The organism is Dysosmobacter sp. Phy (assembly GCF_054476235.1).
This window is the reverse complement of the sequence record NZ_CM136997.1, coordinates 1,665,855-1,692,404: the sequence shown is the minus strand read 5'-3', so window position 1 is coordinate 1,692,404 and position 26,550 is coordinate 1,665,855. Positions and strand designations below refer to the sequence as shown.

At 67.5% G+C, this 26,550-nt stretch carries 26 protein-coding genes; 17 read left to right on the top strand and 9 right to left on the bottom strand.

Annotation, left to right across the window (positions count from 1 at the left end):
• The first annotated feature begins 193 nt into the window (after positions 1-193).
• From ACVDHE_RS08230 to ribF, 9 genes are all read left to right on the top strand, one after another.
• On the top strand, positions 194-655 hold the full coding sequence (locus tag ACVDHE_RS08230) for a ribosome maturation factor RimP (RefSeq protein WP_418724779.1): 462 nt from the start codon (positions 194-196) through the stop codon (positions 653-655).
• Positions 656-706: 51 nt separating this feature from the next.
• The gene (nusA, locus tag ACVDHE_RS08225) at positions 707-1,861 is read left to right on the top strand and encodes a transcription termination factor NusA (protein WP_458884279.1); all 1,155 of its coding nucleotides are present in this window, start codon (positions 707-709) and stop codon (positions 1,859-1,861) included.
• A 34-nt stretch (positions 1,862-1,895) separates the two neighbouring features.
• Positions 1,896-2,177, top strand: a complete 282-nt coding sequence (gene rnpM, locus ACVDHE_RS08220) for an RNase P modulator RnpM (RefSeq protein ID WP_213037567.1) — start codon at positions 1,896-1,898, stop codon at positions 2,175-2,177.
• On the top strand, positions 2,164-3,000 hold the full coding sequence (locus tag ACVDHE_RS08215; protein WP_458884278.1) for a hypothetical protein: 837 nt from the start codon (positions 2,164-2,166) through the stop codon (positions 2,998-3,000). Before rnpM ends, ACVDHE_RS08215 begins: the two co-directional genes overlap by 14 nt.
• A 91-nt stretch (positions 3,001-3,091) precedes the next feature.
• Positions 3,092-5,485, top strand: a complete 2,394-nt coding sequence (gene infB, locus ACVDHE_RS08210; protein WP_458884277.1) for a translation initiation factor IF-2 — start codon at positions 3,092-3,094, stop codon at positions 5,483-5,485.
• A gap of 948 nt (positions 5,486-6,433) precedes the next feature.
• Entirely contained in the window at positions 6,434-6,820 is a 387-nt protein-coding gene (gene rbfA, locus ACVDHE_RS08205) for a 30S ribosome-binding factor RbfA (protein ID WP_213037564.1), read from the top strand.
• A 3-nt stretch (positions 6,821-6,823) separates the two neighbouring features.
• Positions 6,824-7,780 carry a DHH family phosphoesterase gene (locus tag ACVDHE_RS08200; protein WP_458884276.1) on the top strand — a complete coding sequence of 319 codons (957 nt, stop codon included), beginning with the start codon at positions 6,824-6,826 and terminating at the stop codon, positions 7,778-7,780.
• A gap of 33 nt (positions 7,781-7,813) precedes the next feature.
• A complete protein-coding gene (truB, locus tag ACVDHE_RS08195) occupies positions 7,814-8,680 on the top strand; it encodes a tRNA pseudouridine(55) synthase TruB (RefSeq protein ID WP_458884275.1) in 867 nt (288 codons plus the stop codon).
• Between the two features lie 2 nt (positions 8,681-8,682).
• Positions 8,683-9,579 carry a riboflavin biosynthesis protein RibF gene (gene ribF, locus ACVDHE_RS08190; protein ID WP_418725362.1) on the top strand — a complete coding sequence of 299 codons (897 nt, stop codon included), beginning with the start codon at positions 8,683-8,685 and terminating at the stop codon, positions 9,577-9,579.
• A gap of 50 nt (positions 9,580-9,629) precedes the next feature.
• Here ribF and ACVDHE_RS08185 read toward each other — a convergent pair whose 3' ends face one another.
• The 3 genes from ACVDHE_RS08185 to ACVDHE_RS08175 form a co-directional block, all read right to left on the bottom strand.
• Positions 9,630-9,899 (bottom strand): hypothetical protein, encoded by a 270-nt coding sequence (locus ACVDHE_RS08185; RefSeq protein ID WP_213037561.1) that lies wholly within the window; start codon positions 9,897-9,899, stop codon positions 9,630-9,632.
• A 76-nt stretch (positions 9,900-9,975) separates the two neighbouring features.
• Complete coding sequence (locus ACVDHE_RS08180; RefSeq protein ID WP_458884274.1) at positions 9,976-12,021, bottom strand: SpoIIE family protein phosphatase; 2,046 nt, start codon at positions 12,019-12,021, stop codon at positions 9,976-9,978.
• Positions 12,022-12,168: 147 nt separating this feature from the next.
• Positions 12,169-13,095: a DDE-type integrase/transposase/recombinase gene (locus ACVDHE_RS08175; protein WP_418724639.1), complete on the bottom strand. Its 927-nt coding sequence runs from the start codon at positions 13,093-13,095 to the stop codon at positions 12,169-12,171.
• 255 nt (positions 13,096-13,350) lie between these two features.
• Here ACVDHE_RS08175 and dusB point away from each other — a divergent pair, with 255 nt between their 5' ends.
• The 4 genes from dusB (at position 13,351) to ACVDHE_RS08155 (ending at position 16,725) form a co-directional block, all read left to right on the top strand.
• Entirely contained in the window at positions 13,351-14,271 is a 921-nt protein-coding gene (gene dusB / locus ACVDHE_RS08170; protein ID WP_418725366.1) for a tRNA dihydrouridine synthase DusB, read from the top strand.
• Entirely contained in the window at positions 14,268-14,885 is a 618-nt protein-coding gene (locus ACVDHE_RS08165) for an RNA polymerase sigma factor (RefSeq protein ID WP_458884273.1), read from the top strand. Before dusB ends, ACVDHE_RS08165 begins: the two co-directional genes overlap by 4 nt.
• Entirely contained in the window at positions 14,882-15,949 is a 1,068-nt protein-coding gene (locus ACVDHE_RS08160; RefSeq protein WP_458884272.1) for an anti-sigma factor family protein, read from the top strand. Before ACVDHE_RS08165 ends, ACVDHE_RS08160 begins: the two co-directional genes overlap by 4 nt.
• 254 nt (positions 15,950-16,203) lie before the next feature.
• Entirely contained in the window at positions 16,204-16,725 is a 522-nt protein-coding gene (locus ACVDHE_RS08155) for a QueT transporter family protein (protein WP_213037556.1), read from the top strand.
• 54 nt (positions 16,726-16,779) lie between these two features.
• On the opposite strand, the gene rd is transcribed toward ACVDHE_RS08155, so the two are convergent.
• From rd to ACVDHE_RS08125, 6 genes are all read right to left on the bottom strand, one after another.
• Positions 16,780-16,938 carry a rubredoxin gene (gene rd / locus ACVDHE_RS08150; protein WP_325226325.1) on the bottom strand — a complete coding sequence of 53 codons (159 nt, stop codon included), beginning with the start codon at positions 16,936-16,938 and terminating at the stop codon, positions 16,780-16,782.
• Between the two features lie 142 nt (positions 16,939-17,080).
• Positions 17,081-19,411 (bottom strand): polysaccharide pyruvyl transferase family protein, encoded by a 2,331-nt coding sequence (locus ACVDHE_RS08145; protein ID WP_213037554.1) that lies wholly within the window; start codon positions 19,409-19,411, stop codon positions 17,081-17,083.
• Positions 19,412-19,430: 19 nt separating this feature from the next.
• Positions 19,431-19,937 (bottom strand): deoxycytidylate deaminase, encoded by a 507-nt coding sequence (locus ACVDHE_RS08140; RefSeq protein WP_213037553.1) that lies wholly within the window; start codon positions 19,935-19,937, stop codon positions 19,431-19,433.
• Between the two features lie 142 nt (positions 19,938-20,079).
• On the bottom strand, positions 20,080-21,084 hold the full coding sequence (locus tag ACVDHE_RS08135; RefSeq protein WP_325226329.1) for an XdhC family protein: 1,005 nt from the start codon (positions 21,082-21,084) through the stop codon (positions 20,080-20,082).
• 1 nt (position 21,085) lies between these two features.
• Positions 21,086-22,426, bottom strand: a complete 1,341-nt coding sequence (locus ACVDHE_RS08130) for a sodium-dependent transporter (RefSeq protein WP_458884271.1) — start codon at positions 22,424-22,426, stop codon at positions 21,086-21,088.
• 1 nt (position 22,427) lies between these two features.
• A complete protein-coding gene (locus ACVDHE_RS08125; protein WP_418725355.1) occupies positions 22,428-22,889 on the bottom strand; it encodes a DUF3842 family protein in 462 nt (153 codons plus the stop codon).
• 212 nt (positions 22,890-23,101) lie between these two features.
• On the opposite strand from ACVDHE_RS08125, the gene larE reads away from it, so the two are divergent.
• The 4 genes from larE to ACVDHE_RS08105 are packed head-to-tail and all read left to right on the top strand — an operon-like array spanning position 23,102 to position 26,533.
• Positions 23,102-23,887, top strand: coding sequence for an ATP-dependent sacrificial sulfur transferase LarE (gene larE, locus ACVDHE_RS08120; RefSeq protein ID WP_458884270.1), 786 nt, complete (start codon positions 23,102-23,104; stop codon positions 23,885-23,887).
• Between the two features lie 18 nt (positions 23,888-23,905).
• Positions 23,906-24,667, top strand: coding sequence for a nickel pincer cofactor biosynthesis protein LarB (gene larB / locus ACVDHE_RS08115; protein ID WP_458884269.1), 762 nt, complete (start codon positions 23,906-23,908; stop codon positions 24,665-24,667).
• Positions 24,664-26,022, top strand: a complete 1,359-nt coding sequence (larC, locus tag ACVDHE_RS08110; protein ID WP_458884268.1) for a nickel pincer cofactor biosynthesis protein LarC — start codon at positions 24,664-24,666, stop codon at positions 26,020-26,022. The genes larB and larC overlap by 4 nt, the downstream gene beginning before the upstream one ends.
• Positions 26,015-26,533 carry an FmdE family protein gene (locus ACVDHE_RS08105; RefSeq protein WP_418725351.1) on the top strand — a complete coding sequence of 173 codons (519 nt, stop codon included), beginning with the start codon at positions 26,015-26,017 and terminating at the stop codon, positions 26,531-26,533. Before larC ends, ACVDHE_RS08105 begins: the two co-directional genes overlap by 8 nt.
• Positions 26,534-26,550: the final 17 nt, after the last annotated feature.

The window sequence follows — 26,550 nt, the reverse complement described above, 5'->3', positions numbered from 1 at the left end:
GGTTTTTCGCCCGGTTTTTTCCTGTAAATGCAGAGGAATATGAAAGAAAAGTCTTGCGCTTTGATGCCTCCTGTGCTATGATGCATATGTTAGAAGTGTAAGGTATGTGGAGTGGGCCGCCGGTCCGCTCTTTTTCTTGACTTTTTTCGGTCTGTCAAAATCTGCATATTCTGCGGAAGAAGGGAGTCCTTCCATGAAAAAAATCACGGAACTGACCGCCGAACTGGCGGCCCCCGCCATCGCCGAGCAGGGCTGCACCCTCTGGGACGTGGAGTACGTCAAGGAGGCCGGCACCTGGTATCTGCGCATCCTCCTGGACAAGGAGGGCGGCGTGGACATCCTGGACTGCGAGGCCGTCTCCCGAAAGGTCAGCGACCTGCTGGACGAGGCCGACCCCATCGAGGGCAGCTACACCCTGGAGGTGGGCTCCGCCGGAGCCGAGCGGGCCCTCAAGCGCCCCGGCGACTTCCAGCGGTATCTGGGCAGCCCGGTGCTGGTGAAGCTGTACCGGAACCTGGAGGGCCGCAAGGAGTTCCCCGGCGTGCTGAAGGCCTATGACGAGGCCAGCGGCGACGTGACCATCACCTTCGGGAACCGGGAGCTGACCTTCCCCAAAAAGGACATCGCCCTGGTCCGCCTGCGGGTGGAATTCTAAGACCCCAACCGTCCAAAAAGACGTATATTTTATAACTAAGGAGAATCAGCGATGAAAGGCAAAAAGCAAAAGGAACCCGTGGGCTTCAACCCTGCGGAGATCTTTGCCGCTCTGGCTCTGCTGGAAAAGGAGCGGGGCATCCCCCAGTCCTTCATGATGGAGAAGATCATCCAGGCCCTGACCACCGCCTACAAGCGGGACCACGTGGACGTGGAGAACGTGATCGTGGACGTGGATGAGGCCCACCAGGACCTGAAGATGTTCGTCCAGAAGAACGTGGTGGACGAGGAGGACTACGTGGACCCGGCCAACGAGATGACCGTGGAGGAGGCCAAGAAGCTCTCCGCCAAGTATGAGATCGGCGACATCGTCAACATCCCCGTGGACACCGTGGAGTTCGGCCGCATCGCCGCCGGCAACGGCAAGCAGGTCATCATCCAGGGTCTGCGGGAGGCCGAGCGGGGCATGGTGTACGACGAGTTCAACTCCAAGCAGCACGAGATCCTCACCGGTGTGGTGACCCGCATCGATCCCCGCACCGGCAGCGTCTCCCTGCGCATCGGCACCGGCGCCGAGTCCACCGAGGCGCTGCTGATGTCCGGCGAGCAGGTCCCCGGCGAGGAGCTCACCGAGGGCATGCACGTGAAGGTCTACGTGGTGGAGGTCCGCCGCAGCACCCGGGGTCCCCAGGTGCTGATCTCCCGGACGCACCCGGGCCTTGTCAAGCGTCTGTTCGAGCTGGAGGTGCCGGAGATCTACGACGGCACCGTGGAGGTCAAGTCCATCGCCCGGGAGGCCGGCAGTCGCACCAAGATGGCCGTGTGGTCCAACGACGAGAACGTGGATCCCATCGGCGCCTGCGTGGGCCCCAAGGGCCAGCGGGTGGCCGCCATCGTGGAGGAGCTGCGGGGCGAGAAGATCGACATCATCAAGTGGAGCGAGGACCCCGCCCAGTTTATCGCCGCCGCCCTGGCGCCCGCCGACGTGGTGGACGTGTGGATGGCCGACGAGGGCAAGGCCTGCCGCTGTGTGGTGCCGGACGATCAGCTGTCCCTGGCCATCGGCAAGGAGGGTCAGAACGCCCGCCTGGCCGCCCGCCTGACCGGCTACAAGATCGACATCAAGCCCGAGAGCTACCGCGACAGCGACGAGGCGGCCGAGGCCGCCGGAGAGGACGCGGCTGAAACCGCGCCCGCGGAGGAATAATATCAAAAAATCAACCAGAAAGGCGGCCTGACGGATGCCGAAAGTGAAAAAGATCCCCCAGCGGCAGTGTGTGGGCTGCCGGGAAATGAAAGACAAGAAGTCCCTGCTGCGGGTGGTGAAGTCCCCGGAGGGGACGGTCTCCCTGGACTTCGGGGGAAAGAAGCCCGGCCGCGGCGCCTATGTGTGCCACGATGTGGAGTGCCTGCGGCGGGCCCGGAAGTCCCGGGCCCTGGAGCGGGCCTTTGAGACGGCCATCCCGGCGGAGGTTTACGACGCCATGGAGGCGGAACTGCGAGGTGCGGATGAACAGCAATGACCGGATCCTCTCTCTGCTGGGCCTGAGCCTCCGGGGCGGAAATCTGGCGGTGGGCGAGGAGCCGGTGGACGCGGCCGCCCGGGCCAAGGACGCCCGGCTGCTGCTGCTGGCCGCCGACAGCGCCGACAATACCCGCCGCCGCTGCGAGCACATGGCCCTGGCAGGCAGCTGCCTGTGGGTCCGCCTGCCCTGCACCAAGGAGCAGATGGGCCGGGCCCTGGGGCGGAATTCCGTGGCCCTGGCAGCGGTGACCGATATCGGCCTGGCCTCCGCCCTGGCGAAGCTCCTGGCGGAGCTGGACGTCGCCCAGTACGGCGACACTGCGGCGCGGATGGCCGAGAAGGCCCGCCGGGCGGCGGAGCGGAAGGCCGAGCAGGCCGCCCATGAGAAAAATCTCCGCAAGGGGCGGCGAAAGCCCCCGGAGCCGGCTCCCCGGCCTCCGGAACCGGAGGCGCCCCGGAGTCCCGAGGCCCCCGGCCGTGCGCCGTCTCACAGACGGCCCGCCGGAGAACGTCCGCCGGACCGGCGGAGCGCCCAGGACCGTTCCCCCGGCCGGAAAGCCCGTGACGGGCAGACCCCGGACCGCCGCCCCTATGATCGGCGCGGCTCCGCAGACCAGGCCGGCCGCCAGATCCATGGCCGGCGGAGTGCGGAACAGCGGACCCCAGGCGGAGCCGCCGGACGCGGGGACGCCCCGGCATCCAAGCGGTATTCCCGTCCCAGCAGGGACAAACGCCCCAAGCCGAAGGGACAGGCGCGTCCCTATGCCAACAGCCGCCCGGTGAAAAAGGGCAAGGGCTCCTTCCGCAAGAAGGAGGGCTGACGGGCCGCGCCGCTGCCCCGGCGCAGGTCCGGGGCGGCAACTGCAAATAAATTTCCCAGCCCTCGGGTTGGAGCAAGACGAGGTGTTTTGATTGGGTATTGAAAAATACAGAGTGCATGAGGTGGCCAAGGACTTCGGCCTTCCCACCAAGACCATTACGGAGATCCTGACGAAGTACGCCCAGGCCCCCAAGAACCATATGCAGGTTCTCACGGACCACGAGCTGTCCCTGATCTTCGACTATCTGACCCAGCACAACCAGGTGTCCAGCATCCAGGCGATCTTCGCGGACACCTTCAAGGAAAAAGAGAAGGAGGCCCCCAAGGCCCCCAAGGCCCCCTCCGCCGAGAAGGCTGCTGCCCCCGTGCAGGACAGCAGCGCCGCCAAGCCCGCCCCCAAGCAGGCCGGCGCCGCGCCCGCGCAAAACGGCGGCAAGCCCCAGGCGGCCCCCCAGGGCGGCCAGCAGGCGGCGCAGCAGCCCCAGCAGCCCATGTCCCGGGTGCCCCAGAAGAAGATCGTGGACACCCGCAAGGGCGGCGATGTGAACCTGGCCAAGTATGACCAGCGGCTGGAGGAACTGGCTCCCGAGCGGGCCAACCGGATGCAGCAGCGCAGCGGCAAGGAGAAGATCCGCACCAACAGCCAGCGCCGGGGCGGCATGACCTTCTCCAACAAGCGCCGCCAGGACGAGGCCGAGAAGATGCGCCGCCTCCAGCTGGAGATCGCCAAGAAGGCCCCTGTGAAGGTCATGATCCCCGACGAGATCAGCGTGGGCGAGCTGGCCAGCCGCATGAAAAAGACCGGCGCCGAGGTGGTCAAGTGCCTGATGAAGAACGGCGTCATGGCCTCCCTCAGTCAGATCATCGACTTCGACACCGCCGCCATCATCGCCGAAGAGATGGGCTGCAAGGTGGAGAAGGAGATCACCGTCACCATCGAAGAGCGTCTGATCGACGACCACGAGGATAAGCCGGAGGACCTGGTGCCCCGGGCCCCCGTGGTGGTGGTCATGGGCCACGTCGACCACGGCAAGACCTCTTTGCTGGACACCATCCGCAACACCTCCGTGGCGGCCGGCGAGGCCGGCGGCATCACCCAGCACATCGGCGCCTACCAGGTCCAGGTGAACGGCAAGCCCATCACCTTCCTGGACACTCCGGGCCACGAGGCCTTCACCTCCATGCGTGCCCGCGGCGCCATGATCACCGACATCGCCATCTTGATGGTGGCGGCGGACGACGGCATCATGCCCCAGACCATCGAGTCCATCAACCACGCCAAGGCCGCCAATATCCCCATCATCGTGGCCATCAACAAGATCGACAAGGAAAACGCCAACCCCGACCGGGTGCTCCAGCAGCTGACCGAGCACGGCCTGGTGCCCGAGGACTGGGGCGGCGAGACCATCTGCTGCAAGGTCTCCGCCAAGAAGAACATCGGCATCGACAACCTGCTGGAGATGGTGACCCTCACCGCCGAGATGGCGGAGCTGAAGGCCAACCCCAACCGCGCTGGTCAGGGCACCGTCATCGAGGCCCGGCTTGACAAGGGCCGTGGTCCCGTGGCTACCCTCCTGGTCCAGAACGGCACCCTCAAGCAGGGCGACATCATCATCGCCGGCACCGCCGTGGGCCGCGTGCGCACCATGCTGGACTACAAGGGCAACCGCCTGACCGAGGCCGGTCCCTCCGTGCCCGTGGAGATCGCGGGCCTCAGCGAGGCCCCCGAGGCCGGCAGTCCCTTCTTCGCCGTGGCCGACGAGCGCATGGCCCGGGAGCTGGTGGAGCAGCGCAAGGCCGAGGCCCGGGCCAAGGCCGCCGCGCCGGTGCAGAAGGTCTCCCTGGAGAACCTGTTCGACCAGATCCAGGCCGGCGAGCGCAAGGAGCTGGCATTGATCGTCAAGGCCGACGTCCAGGGCAGCGTGGAGGCCGTGAAGGCCTCTCTGGAGAAGCTCAGCAACGACGAGGTCAACGTGAAGGTGATCCACGGCGGCGTGGGCGCCATCAACGAGTCCGACGTGATGCTGGCCGCCTCCTCCAACGCCATCATCGTGGGCTTCAACGTCCGGCCCGACGCTGCCGCCCGTGACGGCGCCATCCGCCAGAACGTGGATATGCGGATGTACCGGGTCATCTACGACTGCATCGACGAGATCACCGCCGCCATGAAGGGCATGCTGGCGCCCAAGTACCGGGAGGTGGTCCTGGGCCACGCGGAGGTCCGCCAGACCTACCGGGTGTCCAGCGTGGGCACCGTGGCCGGCTGCTACGTCCAGGACGGCAAGATCGTCCGTGCCTGCTCCGTGCGGGTGGTCCGGGACGGCATCGTGATCCACGAGGGCAGCCTCGCCTCCCTGAAGCGCTTCAAGGACGACGCCAAGGAGGTGGCCGAGAACTACGAGTGCGGCCTCACCGTGGAGAAGTTCAACGACATCAAGGAAGGCGACATCATCGAGGCCTTCACCATGGATGAGATTCCCAGATAAACAGGGGCATTTCCAACCCAATCACTGCGCACGATAGGGGCGGCGACCGCGTCGCCGCCCCTGTGTTTTTCCCCGGCGGGCCGGGAGGACGTACGGGCTTCCCGCGGGGGATCCGCCCCCATTTTCTTTTGTCGTGACAAAAGAAAACGGTCGCGGCCGGTCAAAAGAAAACCGCTAGGTGCCAAACCTTGCACCTGTAGTGCAAGGTTTGGAAAATACAGGGGTCGTGCGAATCGGTCCGGCGAAGATCGATGGCCCCGTCGTCCCTGTGTTTTACCATGGCACTTGAAGAGCCTGGTCCCCGCATAACAACTGCGGCGGAGAGACGTGGGTAGTCAACGAATCGACCAGCGTCTCTTTCCGCTGCCGCTCACCTGGTGCCAGCGGAGCACCTGGCGGCGGGCCGATATGGAATCGGCCCCTACGGAAGGCCCGGAAGACCCGGCATCGCCGTGCCCCGCGCCCCGGGCGGTGGTAGGGCGGGACCCGCGTGTCCCGCCGTCTCTGCCCGCACCCGCCGGGGCAGCACCTAGCGAAGCGGAAGGCGCGGAACGAGAAGCCGGGGCAAATGCGATTTTGCACCCCATCTGCCCGCCGCACGGTCTGTACGGCCCAAGGGTCTTTCGACCACCGGAGCAAGGCGCAAGGCAGACAGGGCTGTCGACACCCGCCGCACCGATTTACACGACCTCCACATTTGCCAAATCTTGCGCTCTCCGCGCGAGGTTTGGCACCCAGTGCCTTTTCTTTTGGACCGTGCACGGCCCGTTTGTCTCCGGCCCAAGAGCCGCCGCAAGCGGCGGTTGGCCTCCGACACGCGCCTGCGGACGCAGTCTTTTCGGCAAGACGAAAAGAAAATGGGGGGTGCATCCTCCGGGAACCTCCCGGCCTCCCCCACCGGTCCCGGTGGACATCCCCAACCCCTTCCACACCAAGGAGGTATCTTTTATGCCTAGCAATCGCATCGGCCGCATCAATGAAGAGATCCAGCGGGAGCTGGCGGACCAGCTGCGCCGCCTGAAGGACCCCCGGGTGGCCCAGGTGGGCATGGTCTCCATCACCCGGGTGGACACCACCGGCGACCTGCGCTACGCCCGGGTCTATATCTCCGTTCTGGACAAGACCCAGGAGAAGGACGTGCTCAAGGGCCTCAAGTCCGCCGCGGGCTTTTTGCGGCGGGAGCTGGGCCGGGCCTTGCAGCTGCGCTACACCCCGGAGCTCCAGTTCATCCCCGACGACTCCATCCTCCACGGCGCCCACATCCTGGAGGTGCTGCGGCAGGTGGAGGAGAAGGACGCGGCCCAGCAGGACGGCGCTCCCGCAGAGGAGGAGTGAGCCATGCTGACCGTGGAACAGACCGCGGCACTGCTGCGGACCTATGACAATGTGCTGATCCTGACCCACGTGCGCCCTGACGGGGACACCGTGGGCTGCGCGGCGGCGCTGTGCGCCGGGCTGCGGGCCCAGGGCAAGACCGCATACCTGCTGCCCAATCCGGAGCTGACCCGCACCACCGCCCCCTACTTCGCCCCCTACGCCGCGCCGGAGGGCTTTGAGCCCGCCTTCGTGGTCTCCACCGACGTGGCCACCGTCAGCCTGCTGCCAGAGAATGCCAAAGCCTATCTGGGGCGCATCGACCTGGCCATCGACCACCACCCCTCCTTCGAGCACTTCGGCAAAGCCAACATCGTCCGGCCCGAGGCCGCCGCCTGCGGCGAGCTGATCTACGACATCCTGGCCCGGCTGGGCCCCGTGACGGCGGAGATGGCGCTGCCCCTCTACGTGGCCGTGTCCACGGACACCGGCTGCTTTGCCTACGCCAACACCACCGCCTGCACCCACGCCGTGGCGGCGGCGCTGCTGCGGACCGGCATCGACTACCGGACCGTCAACAAGGTGTTCTTCCGCACCAAGAGCCGCAAGCGGATGCAGCTGGAGGGCGCCATGCTGAGCGGCTGCGAGTTCTATGACAACGACCGGGTGGCGCTGCTGTCCGTGCCCATGTCCCTGATGGAGCGGCTGGGTGCCGACGAGACCGACGCCGAGGACCTCAGCGCCCTGGGCGGCCAGATGGAGGGCGTGGACTGCGCCGTGACCATGCGGGAGCTGCGGCCGGACGTGTGGAAGATGTCCGTGCGCACCGGCGCGCGGGTCAACGCCACGGAGGTCTGCCGTCTGCTGGGCGGAGGCGGCCACGCCGCCGCCGCGGGCTGCACCGTGGAGGCCCCCTGGCCCCAGGCCAAGGCGGCCATTCTGGACGCCATCGCCCGGACCGTCCCCGACTATCAGGGCTGACACAGATCGGCCCGGAACAAGGCAGGTATCCCAATGCCCAACGGAATCCTCATCATTGACAAACCCGCCGGCTGGACCAGCATGGACGTGTGCGCCAAGGTCCGGGGCATCCTCCGCGAGAAGCGGGTGGGCCACGGCGGAACCCTGGACCCCATGGCCACCGGCGTGCTGCCGGTGTTCGTGGGGCAGGCCACCCGGGGCGTGGAGTTCGCGGAGAACGGCCGCAAAGAGTATGTGGCGGGTCTGCGCTTAGGGCTCGTCACCGACACCCAGGACACCACCGGCACCGCCCTGGAGACCCATCCGGTCACCGTCACGGCGGAGCAGGTCCGGCAGGTGCTGGAGCGGTTCCGGGGACCTCAGCAGCAGATTCCGCCCATGTACTCCGCCATCAAGATCGGCGGGCAGAAGCTCTACGACCTGGCCCGGAAGGGGCAGGAGGTGGAGCGCAAGCCCCGGTCCGTCACCTTTTACGAACTGGAGCTGCTGGAGCAGGTGAGCGAGACGGACTTCGTGCTGCGGTGCCTGTGCTCCAAGGGGACGTACATCCGGACATTGTGCCACGACATCGGCCAGGCCCTGGGCTGCGGCGGTGCCATGTACTCCCTGCGCCGCACCATGGCCGCCGCCTTCACGGCGGACCAGGCGGTGACGCTGGAGGACGTCCAGTCTCGGGGGGAAGAGCTGCTGCTGCCCACGGACAGCCTCTTTTCCGACCATCCCATACTGCTGCTGAAATCGGACAAGCTGGAAAAGCGGGTCCGCTGCGGCAATCCCATCACCCTGCCTGGCACCGCCGACGGCACCTACCGTGTCTACGGTCAGGGCCGGCAGTTCCTGTGCCTTTCCCGGGCGGAGGGCGGCGTCCTCACGTCCATCAAAAACTTTTTCGGAGCATAAGCATGAAAGAGAGAGTCATTGCCCTGGGCTTCTTTGACGGAGTCCACCTGGGCCACGCCGCTCTGCTGCGGCGCACCGCGGAGGAGGCCGCCCGCCGGGGCTGCACCCCGGCGGTGTTCACCTTCGACCGCCCGCCCAAGGAGGTGGTCACCGGCGTCCCCTGCCCCCTGATCAACTCGCCGGAGGACCGGCGGGACCTGATCCGGCGGCTGTACGGCATCCGGGACGTGCTGATGGTACCCTTTGATCAGGAGATGATGACCACCCCCTGGGAGCCCTACATCACGGAGATCCTGGTGGGACGGTATCACGCCGTCCACCTGGTGGCGGGCCACGACCACCACTTCGGCCACAAGAACGGGGGCAACCCGGAGCGGCTGGTGGAAAAGTGCCGGGAGCTGGGCCTTGGCTGCGACATCATCCCCAAGGTGGAGGTGGCGGGCATCACCGTCAGCTCCACCTACATCCGCCGTCTGGTGGAGCTGGGGCAGATCGACCGTGCCAACCGCTTCCTGGGCCACCCCCACACCCTGACGGGTATCGTCCGCCACGGCCGCGGCATCGGCTCCGCCCGGCTGTTCCCCACCGCCAACCTCACCATCCCGCCCCACGTGCTGGTGCCCAGCCACGGCGTCTACGTGACCCGGGCGTACCTGCCCGGCGGGGAGAGCTACGCCGCCGTCACCAACGTGGGCACCCGACCCACGGTGAACAACGGCACCGACGTGACGGTGGAGGCCTGCCTGCTGGATTTCGAGGGAGATCTGTACGGCCAGACCGTCCGCCTGGAGTTTTTCCAGCACCTGCGCGACGAGATGCGCTTCGACTCCCTGGACGCCCTGAAGGCCCGGATCGCCGCCGACGCGGAGACCACCCGGCGCTATTTTGAACACGCATAAAGCCGCAGGAGGCCGGTCCTTTCGGACCGGCCTCCTGTTTTTTGGTCTGTTCAGATCAGGGCCACCGTCAGCCACGCCAGGCCGATGCCGCCCGCGCCCAGCAGCGTGTACACCGCCGGGTTCAGCCGCCACAGGCGGCTGAACTTCCCGTGCTCGCCGCCCGCGTAGTTCCGGGCCACCCGCTTGGCCTCCTCCACCAGCTCCCGGGCGCTGACGCCCTCGCCGGCGGCGTCGTTGCGCACAATGAAGATCGCCTGTTCAAAATACCGCTGGTCCGGGGAGTCCAGCACCACGACCCGTCTGGAAATACCTTTCACCATCCGCTCTCAAGCCTCCTGTTTGCTCACAGTTTTGATGATTCCAGTTTGCCGCGGCGGCAGGAGAATTATACCGCTGTCACACCTTTTTTACAGCGCCCTCCTTCGCCCGGTACAGCACCTGGATGCCGCAGTCGTCCTGGAGGCCCTCCCGGCGGACGCTTTCGCTGAGGATCAGCCCAGCCAATACCTGGGGGTCCTCCCCTTCCCAGCCGGCCAGCAGGTCCATGAGCCACTCGTCCCGGCCCGGGTCCGCCACGCCGTCGCTGATGAGCACCGCAAAGCCGCCGGGCTCCAGTGTCGCCCGGGTCACGTCCGGCACCGCCGGTGATCCCCGCAGTCCCGCCGGCAGGGTGCCGCCGGTGACCCGACGGACCACGCCGCCCTTTTTCAGGTAGCTGGGGGCGGCGCCGTACTTGTAGAACACCGCCTCCCCGGTCTCCGGGCGGCAGGTGAGCAGGTCGATGGTGGTGAAGCTGCCGGTGTCCGCCCCCCGGAGGGCCATGGCGGAGTTGAGGGTCTTGAGGGCCGCCTCCGGCTCAATGCCCGCCTCCAGGAACTGCTCCACCAGGCGGCAGGTCAGGGCCGACTCCTTCCGGGCGGCCTCGCCGCTGCCCATGCCGTCGGCCAGCAGCAGGCACAAAAGGCCCGTCCCCGTGCGGAAGGACACCACCGTGTCCCCGCACACCAGCTCCCCCTCCTTGGGCCGCAGGGCCGCGCCGATACGGCAGGCGGCCTCCGCCTCGCCGGAGACAGGTACCTCCCCCAGTCCCGCGGCGGTGGCGGTCAGCAGCTCGCTGAGCTGGGCGTACTGGCCCCGGGCGCTGCGGCGGGTCTCCTCCAGCTGCCGCCGGTACTGCCGCCGCAGCAGAAAGGCCGTCAGCTCCCCGTTGACGGCGGTGAGAAAGTCCGGCAGGTGGACGCAGCGGTCGGCAAAGTAGCCGGGGAAGTCCTTGGGCAGGGCCCGTCCCCGCTCCAGAAGGAAGGGCGTGGCGTCGTTGAGGGCGTTGAAGGTGCCGGTGTACTCCCGCTGCCAGCACAGCTCGCACAGGGCACAGCCACGGCACACCTTCTCCGCCGCCCGGTCGAAGATGATGGCGGGGTTTTCCTCCGTGGAGACCGGGGTCCCCCGGCCCATGCTGTCGTACAGGTCCCGCAGCACCGCCGCCGTCCGGGTCAGCTGCTGCTTCATCCGCTCCAGAGGGGCCGGTCCCCCCTCCGCCGCCTCAGGCCGCTTGACCCGCTTGCCGCCGAACACCCGGCCCGGCAGCAGCAAAAAGAGCGCCGTGCCCACGGCGGACTCCAGCAGCAGCGGCACGGCCAGGGCGTCGTGCACCGGCAGCAGCGCCGCCAGCACCGCTCCCAGAAAGGCCAGGGCCGCCCCGCCCCGGCGATGTCCGGTCCGGCTGCCCGCCGCCATGCCCGCCAGGCCATAGGCCGCGCCGAAGAGGACGCTGCCGCCGCCGGAGAGGAAGTCCGCGGTGAGCCCTGCGCCCAGGCCCGCCGCCGCGCCGGCCAGGGTGCCCCGCTGGTAGGCGGTATACAGCAGCAGGGCGCACAGCAGCGCCCGGCCCACGGAGAGCCCCACCAGCTCCAGGTCCGTCAGGGCCAGCACCACGGACCCGGCCAGAAACAGCAGGCTGTCCGGCTCCAGCCGCTCCCGCCCCGGCCACAGCAGGGGCTGGTCGTACCACGCCGAAAGCCCCACCAGCACCGCTGCCGCCACGCAGGGGCTCAGGTCCTCCAGCGGCGCCAGGGACTGGAGCACATAGATGCCGCTGACCGACAAGAACAGCCCCGCCGCCGTCAGGGGCAAAAACCACTTTGTCTCCAGCAGCCTCAGGTCCCGGAAGGCGGTGGCGGCGGAGAGGATCAGCACCCCCGCCGCCAGGAACGGCAGCGCCTGGGCGAAGTCCATGAACAGTGCCGCCCCCACCACGCAGCCCACCAGTGCCGCGCCGCCCATGGATCCCGGCCCTGACGCAGCCACACAGCCCAGGGCGAAGGGGGCGTAGCCCCCCGGCGTCTGGCTGGCGCTCAGAGCCGCCGCCAGGAAAAACCGGATGCCCCAGGACAGCAGTCTGGCCGACTGCTCCCCCTCCAACTTGATCTGACCGTGCCGCACAGCAAATTCCTCCTGCCTTCGCCGCGTCACCGCGGCCTCCTTGGTTGTTTTCCATCATTTTACAGCCCTCGCCGGTAAAATCTCGTCGGGAAAGGAGGAAGGCCGGAATTTTTGCCAAAAGGGGCCGCAGGGATTCCTGTAGGTTTGTCAAACATATTGGACGGCGAACTCTAAGGGGGAACACCAGTTGAGGGGCCTCATGGGGAAGTTGTTGGAGCGGCGGTTGTGAACGGCGAGCTGCTTTGCGAAGTCATCCAGGGAATAAAAGCTGTGGCAGGAATAGAAGCGTTTCTGGTCCTCACGGTGGCTGCGCTCCACCTTGCCGTTGTGGCGTGGGGTATAGGGACGGATGAGCTTGTGGCGGATGCCAAGCTCGGCGGCAGTTTTCTCAAATAGGGAAGGGCTGTCTTGTCTACCTGTGAGGAAGCGGTTGGTAAACTCTGGGCCATTGTCGGTCTGGACGCATTCCACCCGGATGCCCCGGCGGGCATACCAGCGGACCAGCTTTCTTAGAAAATCAGCGGAGGAAAAGGTGGACTGCTCGGGATAGGCGGCCAGGAAGCGCAGACGGGTAAACTCGTCAATAGCGGTGTACTGGAACAGGCGCAGCTCCGGGTCGGCGACGCAGCGGCGGGGCACCACCTTCACATCCACCTGGACACGCTGGCCGGGATAGGTCATCTGCTGGTAGGGCTTTGGCTTGTATGCTTTCTTCTTCTCGGCCGCAGGAAACAACCCCAGCTTGCGCATGACACGGAACAGGCTCTCCGGGCGGCGGGTATAGCCCCGCTGCCGCAACCGGTGCCACAGCTCCACCATGCCAAGGTTGGGATTCCTGCGGCGCAGGTCCCGGATCAGCTTCAGCTCCGCCTGTGTGTGCTGGTTGGGATGGTGGTGGGGCCGCCGGGACTGGCAGGCCAGGGATCCCGGTGTACCATCCCAGCGGTTCTTCCAGAAGTAGATGTACGACCGGCTTTTGTTGTACTTCCGGCTGGCTTTAGCTACTCCATATTTCTCCGCGTACTTCATCAGGGATTGCCTGTATGCCATGTCCTGTGTTATACTCTTGCTCATGAAGGATATGGCCCCCTCTCGTTCAGTTGTTGTCTGCAACTCCAACTTTAACCGATGAGGCCTTATCCTTCATCCTTTTTTATTCACTTGTCCAATATGTATTGTAGTCCTACATTGCCAAAAGGGGCCGCAGGGATTCCCCTGTGGACTTTTTTTGCGGGATATGGTATAGTATATGGGCATTTCAGCGGAAAAGGAGGGACGCTTTTGCGGATTGGAAATGTTGAGATCGACTCCCGGCTGGTCCTGGCGCCCATGGCTGGCGTCACGGACACGGCCTTCCGCCAGATCTGTTCGGAGCTGGGAGCGGGCTACACCGTCACAGAGCTGATCTCCTCCAAAGCCCTGTGCTACCGCGATAAAAAGACCTTCTCCCTGCTGACCCAATTTCCCGGGGAGCACCCCGCCGCCGTGCAGATCTTCGGCAGCGACCCGGTGTGCATGGCAGAGGCCGCCCAGATCGCCCTGGAGGCCACCGGGGCCGACATCATCGACCTGAACATGGGCTGCCCCATGGGCAAGATCGTGAACAACGGCGACGGCGCCGCGCTGATGAAGGACCCGGAGAAGGCCGCCCGCATCGCTGAGGCGGTGGTGAAGGCGGTGTCCGTCCCCGTCACCGCCAAGTTCCGCCGGGGCTGGGATATGGGCAGCTGCAACTGCGTGGAGTTCGCCCGGGGTCTGGAGCAGGCCGGCGTCAGCGCCGTGGCGGTCCACGGCCGGACCCGGGCCCAGGTGTACAGCGGGCAGGCGGACTGGACCTGCATCCGGCAGGTAAAGGAGGCGGTGTCCATCCCGGTCATGGCCAACGGCGACATCTGGAAGCCGGAGGACGCCGTGCGCATCCTGCAGCACACCAAGGCGGATATGGCCATGATCGGCCGGGGGTGCTTCGGCAACCCCTGGCTGTTCCAGCAGGCGAAAGCGGCCCTGGAGGGGCTGCCCATCCCGCCGCTGCCGCCCCTTGCGGAGCGGTGCGACACCGCCGTGCGCCAGTTTGAGCTGGCGGCCCGGTACAAGGGCGAGCGGGTGGCGGTGCTGGAGGCCCGTCGCCACTACTGCTGGTATCTCAAGGGCGTGCCCCACTCCAATTACTACAAGGAACAGATCGTGCAGATGAGCACCCTGGAGGATGTGTACCGGGTGACCAAGGGCATCAAGAGGGATCTGACATGACGGATACGACACAAGAACAACGGCTGGTGGATGCCGCCCGGCAGGGGGACGAGGGGGCCTTCGAGTCCCTGGTGCGCCTGTATGAGAAGCGGGTGTTCGCCCTGGCCGTGCGGATGTGCGGCAACCAGGAGGACGCCGCCGAGGCCGCCCAGGAGGCCTTTCTCGCCGCCTGGCAGGGGCTGCGGTTCTTCCGGGGAGACTCCAGCTTCTCCACCTGGCTGTACCGGCTGACGTCCAACGCCTGCGTGGACCTTCTGCGGCGGGAGGGCCGCCACCGCGCCGCGGCGGGCCCCTCCCTGGACGACGAGGAGCTGGGCTGCGACGTGCCAGACGCCGCCCCCTCCCCCCAGGAGGAGGCGGAGCGCCGGGAGCTGCGCGCCCAGATCGAGGAGGGCCTCCGTGCGCTGTCGCCGGAGCACCGGCAGGTGCTGGTCCTGCGGGAGATGCACCAGCTCAGCTACGACGAGATCGCGGACACGCTGGATCTGGACGTGGGCACCGTGAAATCCCGGATCAGCCGGGGCCGGAAGCAGCTGCGAAACTTTTTGCTGCGCAGCGGGAACTTTTTGGCGGCGCCTCCGTCCAAAGAGACAGGAAAGGAGGGCTGCCAATGAAATACTGTGAGGACTACGCGGCCCTGCTGGACCCGTATATCGACGGAGAGCTGCCGCCGGAGGACACCGCCCGCGTCCGGGAGCACCTGACGGTGTGCGGCGGCTGCCGGGCCTACGTCCAGACGGCGCTGCTGCTGCGGGAGAATTTCCCGGAGATCGAAGAGACCGAAGTCCCCGATGGCTTTGCCGCGTCCGTGATGGGCGCCATCCGCTCCGGCGCAGCGCCGCGCAAAAAGCGCCGGACCCCCTGGGTCAAGGTGCTGGCGCCCCTGGCCGCCTGCTGCGCCATTGTGATCTTGGTAAAAAGCCTGCCCATGGACACAGCCACGGCAGACACCGCCTCCGCCGGTATCGTGGCAGAGGAAACTGTCCCGGAGACCGCACAGACCCGGGACGACACGGCCGCCGCCCGGAACTCCGAGCCGGAGGCAGCGGAGACAGAGGAAACCCCCGTGGCCGAGGCCAGCACTCCCGCCGCAGAAACCGCCGGAGAACCGCCGGAGATAGGGACGAAGACGGGGACGGCCGCAGACGCGGTCCAGCCCCACGCCTACACCGCCCAGACCAACGGGCAGGAGGACGCCGGAGCCATCGCCGAAGAGGACACCGGGGCCATTGCCCAGGAGGGTACTGAGGCCGTCACTGAGGGCGCCGGAGCGGCTGCGGAAGACGAGGCGGGCACAGAGAACGCCGGAGCCGCCGCCGAGGATGCCGCTCAGCCGGAGACGCCAAGCGAAAACAGCGTCGCTGCCGCCACCACCAGCGCGGCGGACAGCTGGGTGGAAAACGGCAACGTGGTGTTTTCCTTCACGGTATTTCTGTCGAAAGATACCGTGGCAGACGCTCTGGACGGTTACGAGGGCAAGCCTTATTCCAACGCCAATTTCCCTGACAAGGGCGTGATCGGAACAGGCTACGCCATGACGGTGGAGGAGGCGGAGCACATCCTCTACGACGTGCTGGACACGCCCCTTGGACCGGCGGAGAATCCGGAACGCACCACGGAACTCTGCTGTATCGTGGTGACGGAGGAGGAAATTTCCTCTTCCTCCATAGGCAAATAGTCCAAAAAAGCGGAAGCCGATGGCTTCCGCTTTTTCTTGCCTTTCCCTTGGACATATGATATACTGCTTTCCGACAGGTGCCATCTCCCTGTCCAAGCGCCCCGGCGGGGCGTTCGTTCGGCGGTTTCCCGGTCTGTCGGGCCCGTCGTTCTCTAAACAAAAAAATGGAGGCGGCGCGGGCCTGAATTCCCGCGTGTTTTCCTGCCCGCCGGCAGTCAACAGGCCTCCCACACTTCACAAGGAGGTCTTTTTTCATGTCCAACTCCCGCTTTACCGTCCGCCAGCTGACCACCGCCGCCGTCATCGCCGCCGTATACACGGTGCTGACCACCCTGCTGCCCATCCCCCAGTACGGGGCCATCCAGCTGCGGGTGGCCGAGGCCATGACCGTGCTGCCCTTCTTCTTCCCGGAGGCCATCCCCGGCCTGGCCGTGGGGTGCTTCCTCTCCAACGTACTGATGTCCCCCATCCCCCTGGACTGGATCTTCGGCACCGCCGCCACGCTGCTGGCGGCCCTGTGGACCCGCCGGATGCCCAACCTGGCACTGGCGCCGCTGCCGCCAGTGCTCTGCAACGCCGTCATCGTGGGCGCGGAGATCGCCTGGTTCTCCGTCCAGGACGGCGCGGCCTTCCTGCCGGCCTTTGGCTTCAACGCCCTGACCGTGGGCGCAGGCGAGGCCATCGCCTGCTACGTGCTGGGCTCTTTGCTGCTGCGGGTCCTGCCCAGGATCCCCGTCCTGCGCAAGCGGATGACCCTCCGCCATGAGGCGGCCTAAACGGCAAAAAAAGTCCCGCTCCGGTCGGAGCGGGACTTTTTCGTCTGCCGGGTCTTACTTCGCGGTGAACTCGTCCTTGCCGGCGCCGCACAGGGGGCACACCCAGTCAGCGGGCACGTCCTCCCACTTGGTGCCGGGGGCCACGCCGTTGTCGGGGTCGCCGGCGGCCTCGTCGTAGATATAACCGCAAAGATCGCACTCATACTGCTTCATGATCATTTACCTCCTGTTTTCCGCCTCTTCGGCGGTTCCTCTATTCTGCCCCGCTCCGCGGGGGGTGGTTTCTGTTAGGAAGCATACCACGGTGCCGTGTCAAAAGATGTTGTTTTTGCAACGAAACAGAATTTTTTCTTGTTCAGCGCAGCTTTTTCCGCAGCTTCTCCTTGATCTCCGGGGACAGCACCTTCCCGGCGGCCCGCACCGGCAGGGGCGGCAGCCGGAAAAAGCGCTTGCGGACCTGCTCGAAAGGCTCTGTTGCATAGGCGGCGAAGAAGGCCGCCCGCTCGGCGGGACGCCCGATGGGAGAGGCCAGCCGTGGATTGCCCGCCACGGCCCGCTCCGGCGGGAACACCTGCTTGCCCAGCAGCAGCTGGTCGAAGAGATGGCTGCCGTGGGGGGTGTTGACCATGAGGAGGCTGACGCCCTTCTCCTGCTGCTCCGGCAGCTCGTCGTCCCGCAGGCCCCAGAAGTCGCCCAAGGTCAGGTCGCCCACCCGGGCCATGGTGGTATAGGGGCAGGCGTAGCAGCTGGGCCGCAGGAACAGCGCCCGGCCAAAGGCTCGGCCGTACTCCGTGGAAAAGAGGGGCGCCGTGTCCACGGTGCCGTCGTCATAGACAGTGGTGAAGTGGCTGTCCTTCCAGCCGGTGACCTTGTTGCGGAAGCGCACCGCCTGGAGATCCTTGCGCCGGCGGCGCTCGATGGACCGGGCCATGTCCTCCCACACGCCGGGGGAGGGCACGCCGTGGCACACCAGGTCGCAGGTGGTGAGGTTCTCCGGCCGTCCGCCCAGGAAGCGGTACAGGCCCTCCACCTGACAGGGGGTACCGGAGAAGAGCACCTGCCGGGTCTCCAGGGCGATCTTGATCTCCCGGAAGGTCTGGCCCAGATCGCCCAGGTCGCTCTGGACGTACTTGGCCCCCCGCAGGCGCCACAGGTCCTCCTTGCGGAAGCAGGCGATGTGGCGCAGGTGCTGGTGGGCGTCAAAGGCGGCGCCGAACACCACGCCGCCCCCCTCCAGCACATACTCCGCCACCAGGGAGAACACGCCGCCGGAGGTGGAGTCCTTTCGGATGGCGTCGTCCTTGTTCCAGGCGGCGAACACCGCCGGGACGCCGCTGCGCTCCTTGGGGTTCAGGATGGGGCACACGGCGGTGCAGCGGCCGCAGCGGACGCAGCGCTCCGGGTCCACGGCCGGATAGGCAAAGCCCTCCTTGTCCCGCTTCATGGCGATGGCGTCTTTGGGGCAGACAGCAGCGCAGGCGGAGCAGCCGGTACAGCGGGTGCGGTCGGCCAGGACGGGACCGGCGGAGGCCGGCGGCTCCACGTGGGCGGGCGCCTCCTCCCGGGGGGCACCGGTCATGGCGGCCCACAGGTAGTCCAGGGAGGCCTGGCGCTCCGCCTCCAGCCGCTCCCCGGCGGCGGCCCAATCCACGGGGTCGCCGGGGCCGGCAGAGGTGCCGGTGCCGATGATCCGGTCCTGGAGGCCCAGGCGGCTCAAAAGGCTGAAGGTCCGGGAGCTCTCCGGCGCCGCCAGCTCCGCCGGGGACACGGCGGTGAAGAAGGGAACCTGGAACTGGAGGGAGAACACCGTGCCGTGGAAGGAATTGGTGCACACGGCGGCGGCGTTGGCAAAGAGGCTCAGGAATTCCGCCGGGCCCGCGTCCAGCACGCAGCGGGCCTTGGGGTGGACCTTCTGGCGGATGCCGCACAGCTGCACCACCGGCAGCCCGGTCTCGGCCGCCAGGCGCCGGATGTAGGGCTCCAGGGCGCCGGGGCGGCTGATGCAGTAGCAAAGGAGGTAGCCGCCCTTTGGCAGGGCGTTCCGGCCGGTGAACAGCGTGTCCGAGGCCATGGCCTTCCACTGCTCCGCCGTCAGCAGCAGCGTGGGATCCAGCACCACCTCCACCTCCCGGCCCGTCAGGTCCCGGACGATCCGCCGGCCCTGCCGCTCCCGGACGGAGAGGTGGGAGAACTGCTCCAGATAGCCCCGCAGCTCCTCCTCCATCTCCTCCGGGATCCGGGGGATGCCGAAGGAGGGGGCGTAGGCGATCTTCCGCCGGTCCGTGAAGGCGCCGAAGAACACCGGATCGAAATGTCCGTCCGGGAAGATCTTCGGGTTCCAGATCTGGTCGCTGCCGGAGAGGATCAGGTCGTAGGGCAGCTCCGCGGACCGCAGCTCCTCCAGGCTCTCAAAGCGGTGGGGGGAGATGCGCAGGTGCTGGCGGGCAAAGGCCTCGAACCGGCCATACCGGGCCTTGAGCGGCCCGTAGTGCAGGGCGGTATGGGCGTCGTGGGCGGCGCTGCCCAGGCCTTTGGGGGCCTGGAAGAGCGCGTTGTTCTGATTGACGTAGTAGTCGATGATCTCGCACTGGCCCCCCAGGGCCTCCACCGCCCGCTCCGTGGCGCAGGCCTGGAGCAGAGCGCCGTAATGGTGGATATGGTAAAAGGTCACAAGTCCGATCTTCAAACCGCAGGCTTCCTTTCTCTCACATCTGGTCCAGAATGGCATCCGGGTCCCGGGGTACCAGCAGGTCGTCCTCGTGGACCCACTGCTCCACGTCCACCACGTCGAACTCCGTGGGAGTCCGGCGGATCACCACCCGGGCCAGGCCCGCATTGATGACCAGGCGGCGGCACATGGGGCAGGAGGTGGCGTCGGAGAGCAGCTCTCCGGTGCGGGCGTCCCGGCCCACCAGATACAGCGTGCCGCCCACCATGTCCCGCCGGGCGGCGGAGATGATGGCGTTGGCCTCGGCGTGGACGCTGCGGCACAGCTCGTACCGCTCGCCCCGGGGCACCTTCTGGGCCTCCCGGGAGCAGTAGCCCATATCCACGCAGTTGGCCCGGCCCCGGGGAGCGCCGTTGTAGCCGGTGGCAATGATCTCATCGTTCTTCACAATGATGGCGCCGTACACCCGCCGCAGGCAGGTAGCCCGCTCCAGAACGGTCTGGGCGATGTCCAGGTAGTAGTTCTCCTTGCTGATGCGGTTCATAGGCTTCCCCTCCGTCGTGATGATCTGCCGGTCCGCCCGGCGGCCATTTTGTCAGGATTTATTGTAACATGGCCCCGGCCCCCAATGCAAGCAGACAGCCCTCCCAACGGGAGGGCTGTCGGGGAAATTTTCCCGCTTTTTCTCAAGGTTTCACGCCCGCCCGGACGGCGATCATCTCCGCCGCCACGGAAATGGCGATCTCCGCCGGGGTCTCCGCCCCGATGGCAAGGCCGATGGGGGCGTGGACGCAGGCGTATTCCGCCTCGGTAAAGCCGGCGGCGAGCAGCTTGTCCCGGCAAAGTGCCAGCTTCTTCCGGGAGCCGATGCACCCGATGTACCGGGCGCCGCTGCGCAGAACCTGAGTGAGCACCTCGTAGTCCGCCTGGTGGCCCCGGGTCATGATGACCACGCAGTCGTCCGGCGTCACCGTGACGTGCCTGGACAGCTCCAGGAAGCTGCCGCAGAGGGTCTGCTCCGCGCCGGGAAACAGGGCCGGGTCGGCAAACTCCGGCCGGTCGTCGTACACCACCGGGCGGAAGTCCAGCCCCGCCAGCACCGGCACCAGGGCCTGGGACACATGGCCGCCGCCGAAGATATAGGTCCGTCCGGCCTTCACCACCGGCACCGCGAACCACTGCCCGTCATAGACCGCCCGGGGACCCAGCAGGTCCGGCAAATTCTCCGGCGGGGCCTCCAGATGGCGTACCGCATCCCGCCCTGCGGTGCCCATGGCGGTGACGCGGCCGTCCTCGATCCGCCGCACCAGCCACAGGTCCGCACTGTGGGCGCAGGCCTCCTTCATCTCCCGCAGGACGGTGAGGACGGCCTCGTCCGCCGGGGACAGATACTGGAACTGGACCTCCACATCGCCGCCGCAGACCATGCCGAGACTGGCGGCCTCGCCCTGGATGAAGCGGAAGCGGCACAGGTCCTCCCCGCCAGCTTCCAGCAGGGCCGCGGCATGTTTCTGAGACTCGAACTCAGCGCTGCCGCCGCCCACGGTACCGACGGCGCGGCCATCGGGGAACACGGCCATCATGGCCCCGGCGCCCCGGGGGGTGGAGCCGCTGGCGCGGACCACGCTGACCAGCTCCACCGGCCGCCCAGCCTCCAGAGCGTGAAGGATCTCTCTGAAAAATTCCCGCATCTCAGCCAATGCCTCCCTTGATGGCGCCCATGACCAGAACGATCACCGTCACGCCGCAGAATGCGTATTTTGCCAGGGGGTAGAACCAGCTTCCCAGGGGCTTACGCCGGGCCAGGTTCACCTGGGACAGGCAGTCCGCCTTCCCCCAGACCCAGAAGAAGAACACGCCCGCCAGCAATGCCCCCACGGGGCAGGCGTAGATGGAGCACACGTCCATCCACGGGGACACGATCCCCTGGATGGCCAGGCTGGCCGCGAGGCCCACGGCACCCACCGCGCCCACGGCGGCCAGGCGGCTCAGGCGAAACTTCTCCTGGACCGTGGCGATGGGGGCCTCGAAGAGGTTGATGAGGGAGGTCATGCCGGCAAAGAGGGCCGCCACGAAAAATACCGCCATGATGACCGGCCCGCCGGGCATCTCCCGGAAGAGGTTGGGCAGGAAGATGAACAGGAGGCCCGGGCCGCTGCGGCTGAGGGTCTCCCCGGCGGTAGCCATGGCGGGGATGATGACCAGCGCCGCCAGCATGGCGGCCAGGGTGTCAAACAGGGCCACGGTCCGGGCGGAGGCGGGCACGTCCGCCTCCCGGGACAGATACGATCCGTAGATCAGCGTGCCGTTGCCAGCCACGGACAGTGAGAAAAAGGCCTGGCCCAGGGCATAGACCCACACCATGGGGTCCAGCAGCCCCGCCGGGTCCATGAGGAACATATAGCGGTAGCCCGCCCCGGCGCCGGGCAGGGTGGAGATGTACACCGCAAGGCCCAGGAAGAGGCAGAAGAACAGGGGCATCATCACCTTATTGGCCTTCTCGATGCCCCCGCCGATCCCCAGGGCCATGATGACCATGGCGATCACCACCGCCGCGGTCTGCCAGAGGTTGTTGCCCCAGGCGGAGGCGGCGGAGGAGAAGGCCGCGTCGAAGGCCTCCACGCCCCGGTTTTCCAGCCAGGCGCCGGTCAGGGCGTCGGCGGCGTATTTCAGCAGCCAGCCCACCACCACGGAGTAGCCGATGGCCATGGCCAGGGAGCCCGCCACCGGCACCAGGCCCAGGGCCTCGCCCCAGCGGCGGCTGCCGGTGCGGCGCCGGGCCGCCTCGCCGAAGGCCACGATGGGCCCGCCCCCGGCCGCCCGGCCGAAGGCCATCTCCCCGATGACGCCGGTGGAGGCGATCAGGGCCACGAACAGAATATAGGGCAGCAGGAACACCGCCCCGTAGGCCGACACCCGGGAGGGGAACATCCAGATGTTCCCCATGCCCACGGCGGAGCCGATGCAGGCCAGCTTGAAGCCCCAGCGGGAGCGGAAGGCGTCCCGCCCGCCGGAGGTCGGATGGTTTTTCATGTCAGGTCCTCCCGTCGTCGTTGTGAGGGATACGGCCCAGCCGCCCCAGCTCCTGGCCCAGCAGGCGCACCGCCTCGTCCAGATAGAACTGCATGGGCTGGACCGGGCCCACCGCCAGGCGGATACCGCAGCGCTGGGAGGGCAGCAGGATCTTCGCCGCGGCGCTCTCCCCCACGGCCTCCGCCATCCGGGGCGTCACCTCTCCCAACAGTCCGTTGGGAATGGCGATCCCCACGGGGCCCAGGATCACGTCCGCCCGGGCGGCATTCACCGCCACGGCGTTCTCGCCGGTGGCGCCGTCGTCGGCCCCGGCCCGCAGCATGGCGGCGGTGGCCAGGGCGTTGGTGCCCAGGGCCCGGACCCGCAGGTCCGGCCAGGCCCGCTTCACGGCCTCCACCAGTCCCCGGCCCATGCCGCCTCCCTGGCCGTCCACCACAGCCACCAGCACGTCCCGCTCCCCCACGGTCATCCCTCCTCTTCTTGTTTCTCCCAGAATACCCATCTTCCCGGCCCTTGTCAAGGTGCGCCTTGACGGCGGCGGAACGGCACGGTATAATGAATTTCTACGGGGGATCAGAAGGTCCCCGCCCGGCGCCCAGGGCGCCGATCCTCTCTGTCCGCTCCGCCGGAGGCGGAGCCTGTTCAGCGATGCCAGAAGGCATACCCCGCCGGGGTATGCCCTTTTTTGTTTCGGAGGTGACGGCGATGGATCTTCCATCCTTCTTTCAGCAGCATCCCAGAGGGCTCCTGGCCCTCTCCGGCGGCGTGGACTCCGCCCTGCTGGCCTGGGCGGCGGGCAAATACGGCGCCGGCTGGAGGGCCTGCTTTGTCCAGACACCCTTCCAGCCCGCCCATGAGCGGGCTGACGCCGAGACCCTGGCGGACCTGTGCGGTCTGCCCCTGACGGTGCTGGAGGCGGACGTGCTGGCGGACCCGCAGGTGGCCGCCAACCCGCCCCGGCGGTGCTACTTCTGCAAGCGGGCCCTGTTCCGGGCCATCCTGGAGCACGCGGCGGCAGAGGGCCTTCCCCTGGTGGCCGACGGCACCAACGCCTCCGACGACGCCGGCGACCGCCCCGGCATGGCGGCCCTGGCGGAGCTGGGAGTCCGGTCCCCCCTCCGGGAGTGCGGGCTGACCAAGGCCGACGTCCGGCGCCTGAGCCGGGAGGCAGGCCTCCCCACCTGGGACAAGCCCGCCTATGCCTGCCTCGCCACCCGGGTCCCCACCGGCACGCCCCTGACGGCGGCGGCGCTGGAAAAGGTGGAGCAGGGCGAGGCGGTGCTGGCGGCCCTGGGCTTCCGGGACTTCCGATTGCGGCTGCGGGGGGACGGCGCCCTGGTGCAGGTCACAGCCGCCCAGATGCCCCTGGCGCTGGAGCGGCGGGCGGAGATCCTGGCGGGTCTTGCGCCGCTGTTTGCCGCCGTCCATCTGGACCTCACGGCCCGAACGCCGTCGAATTGAAGGAGGTTGTCGCATATCATGTCTGTAAAGAACGATATTTTACACATTTTGCAGCAGGTCCAGGCCGGTGAACTGACCCCGGAGGGGGCGCTGCTGGAGCTGAAGCTGGCCCCCTTCCAGGACCTGGGCTACGCCAAGGTGGACCACCACCGCGCCCTGCGCCAGGGGTCCGCGGAGGTGATCTACGGCCAGTCCAAGACGCCGGAGCAGATCGCCGGGATCCTGGAGGCCATGGGCGGCCGGGGAGCGGAAAACGTCCTGGTGACCCGGATCGCCCCGGAGACGGCGGAGATCCTCCAGGCCCGGTTCCCCCTGCGCTACGATCCTCTGTCCCGCCTGGCGGTGGCCTTTCCCAAAGCGGTGACAGGCCGGGGCAGCGTGGTGGTGGCCACCGGCGGCACCAGCGACCTGCCTGTGGCGGAGGAGGCGGCCCTCACCGCCGAGGCCCTGGGCAGCGCCGTGACCCGGCTCTATGACGTGGGCGTGGCGGGGCTGCACCGGCTCCTTTCCAACCTGGAGCCTCTGATGAGCGCCCGGGCGGTGGTGGCTGTGGCGGGCATGGAGGGGGCCCTTGCCAGCGTAGTCGGGGGCCTGGTGGACTGCCCCGTCATCGCCGTGCCCACCAGCGTGGGCTACGGGGCCTCCTTCGGCGGGCTCAGCGCCCTGCTGTCCATGCTGAACGCCTGCGCCAGCGGCATCAGCGTGGTGAACATCGACAACGGCTTCGGCGCGGGATTTCTCGCCAGCCGCATCAATCTCATGGAGGGGATCCGGGAATGAAAACGCTGTATCTCGAGTGCAACATGGGCGCCGCAGGCGATATGCTGACGGCGGCCCTGTATGAGCTGTTGGACCGGCAGCAGAAGGAGGACTTCCTGCGCACCATGAACGGCCTCCTGCCCGGCGTGACCGTGGCGGCAGTCCCTGCCGTCACCTGCGGCATCGCCGGGACGCGGATGGGGGTGACGGTCCACAGCCAGGAGGAGGTCAGTCACGACCTGCCCCTGGGCGCCGCTCTAGCCGAGGTCCATGAGCACCCTCACGACCACGAGCATCCCCACGACCACGAGCATCCCCACGACCACGAGCATCCCCACGACCACGAGCATCCCCACGACCACGAGCATCCCCACGACCACGAGCACTCCCATGAGCACGGCCACCATCACCACGCGGCTCCGGCGGACATCGACCGCATTCTGGACCATCTGCCGGTGCCGGAGGCGGTGCGGGAGAACGCCAAAGCCGTCTACCGCCGCATCGCCGACGCCGAGGCCGCGGCCCACGGCGTTCCGGTGACAGAGGTCCATTTCCACGAGGTGGGCGCCCTGGACGCGGTGGCGGACGTGACCGGCGTGTGCCTGGCGCTGCACCTGCTGGGCGCGGAGCGGATCACGGCCTCCCCGGTCCATGTGGGCAGCGGTCAGGTCCGCTGCGCCCACGGCATTATGCCGGTGCCCGCCCCCGCCACCGCCTACCTGCTGCGGGGCGTCCCCTGCTACGGCGGCGAGATCCGGGGGGAACTGTGCACCCCCACCGGTGCGGCCCTGCTGGCCCACTTTGCCGCCTTCTTCGGCCCCCAGCCCCTGATGACCCTGGAGGCCACCGGCGTGGGCGTGGGCCGCAAGGAGTTCCCCGCCGCCAACTGCGTCCGCGCCCTGCTGGGCGAGAGCGGCCAGGCGGGCCGGGAGGAGATCACGGAGCTGGTCTGCCACATCGACGACTCCACGGCGGAGGCCCTGGCCTACGCCTGCGAGACCCTGATGGCCCAGGGGGCCCTGGACGTAACCACCGCCCCCATCGTCATGAAAAAGGGCCGTGCCGCCGCGGCGCTGACGGTGCTGTGCCGTCCCGCCGACGAGGAGCGCCTGGCCCGGGCCGTGCTGCGGGAGACCTCCACCCTGGGGGTCCGGGCCCGGCGGTGCACCCGCTATGTGCTCACCCCCTCCTGCCGCACGGTGGAGACGGCCTTTGGCCCCATCGCCATAAAGCGGGGCGAGGGCTTCGGCATCTGTAAGGAAAAGCCGGAGTACGGCGACGCGGCAGCCGCCGCCCGACGCTGCGGCGTCCCCTTTCAGACCGTCTGGGAGGCGGCGGTGAAGGCCGCGGCGGAACAGGAGGCACCCCGTGGATAAAGCCATCTGGGACAAGTGCGCGGCCTTCCACGGCCATACCTGCCCGGGCCTGGCCCTGGGCGTGCGTCTGTGCGAGTACGTCCGGGACCGGCTGGGCTGGGGCTTCTCCCCCGACGAGGAGCTGGTGTGCATCGCCGAGACCGACGCCTGCCCGGTGGACGCTGTCCAGGTGCTGCTGGGCTGCACCTTCGGCAAGGGCAATCTCCTTTACACCCCCACCGGCAAGAGCGCCTACACCTTTTACAGCCGGGCCACGGGAAAGGGCGTCCGGGTGGTGGCCCTGCGCAATCAGTCGGACATGACCCGGGAGGAGCGGATGCGGTGGATCCTGGAGGCCCCGCTGGAGGACCTCTTCACCACCACGGCTCCCAGAGTCCCCCTGCCGGAAAAGGCCCGGCTCTTCCGCACCTGCACCTGCGCGATCTGCGGGGAGACCATGGCGGAGCACATGGCCCGTCTCCAGGACGGGAAGGTGGTGTGCCTGCACTGCTTCCGCCCCTATGACCGCTGACCCCCATCAAGGAAAGG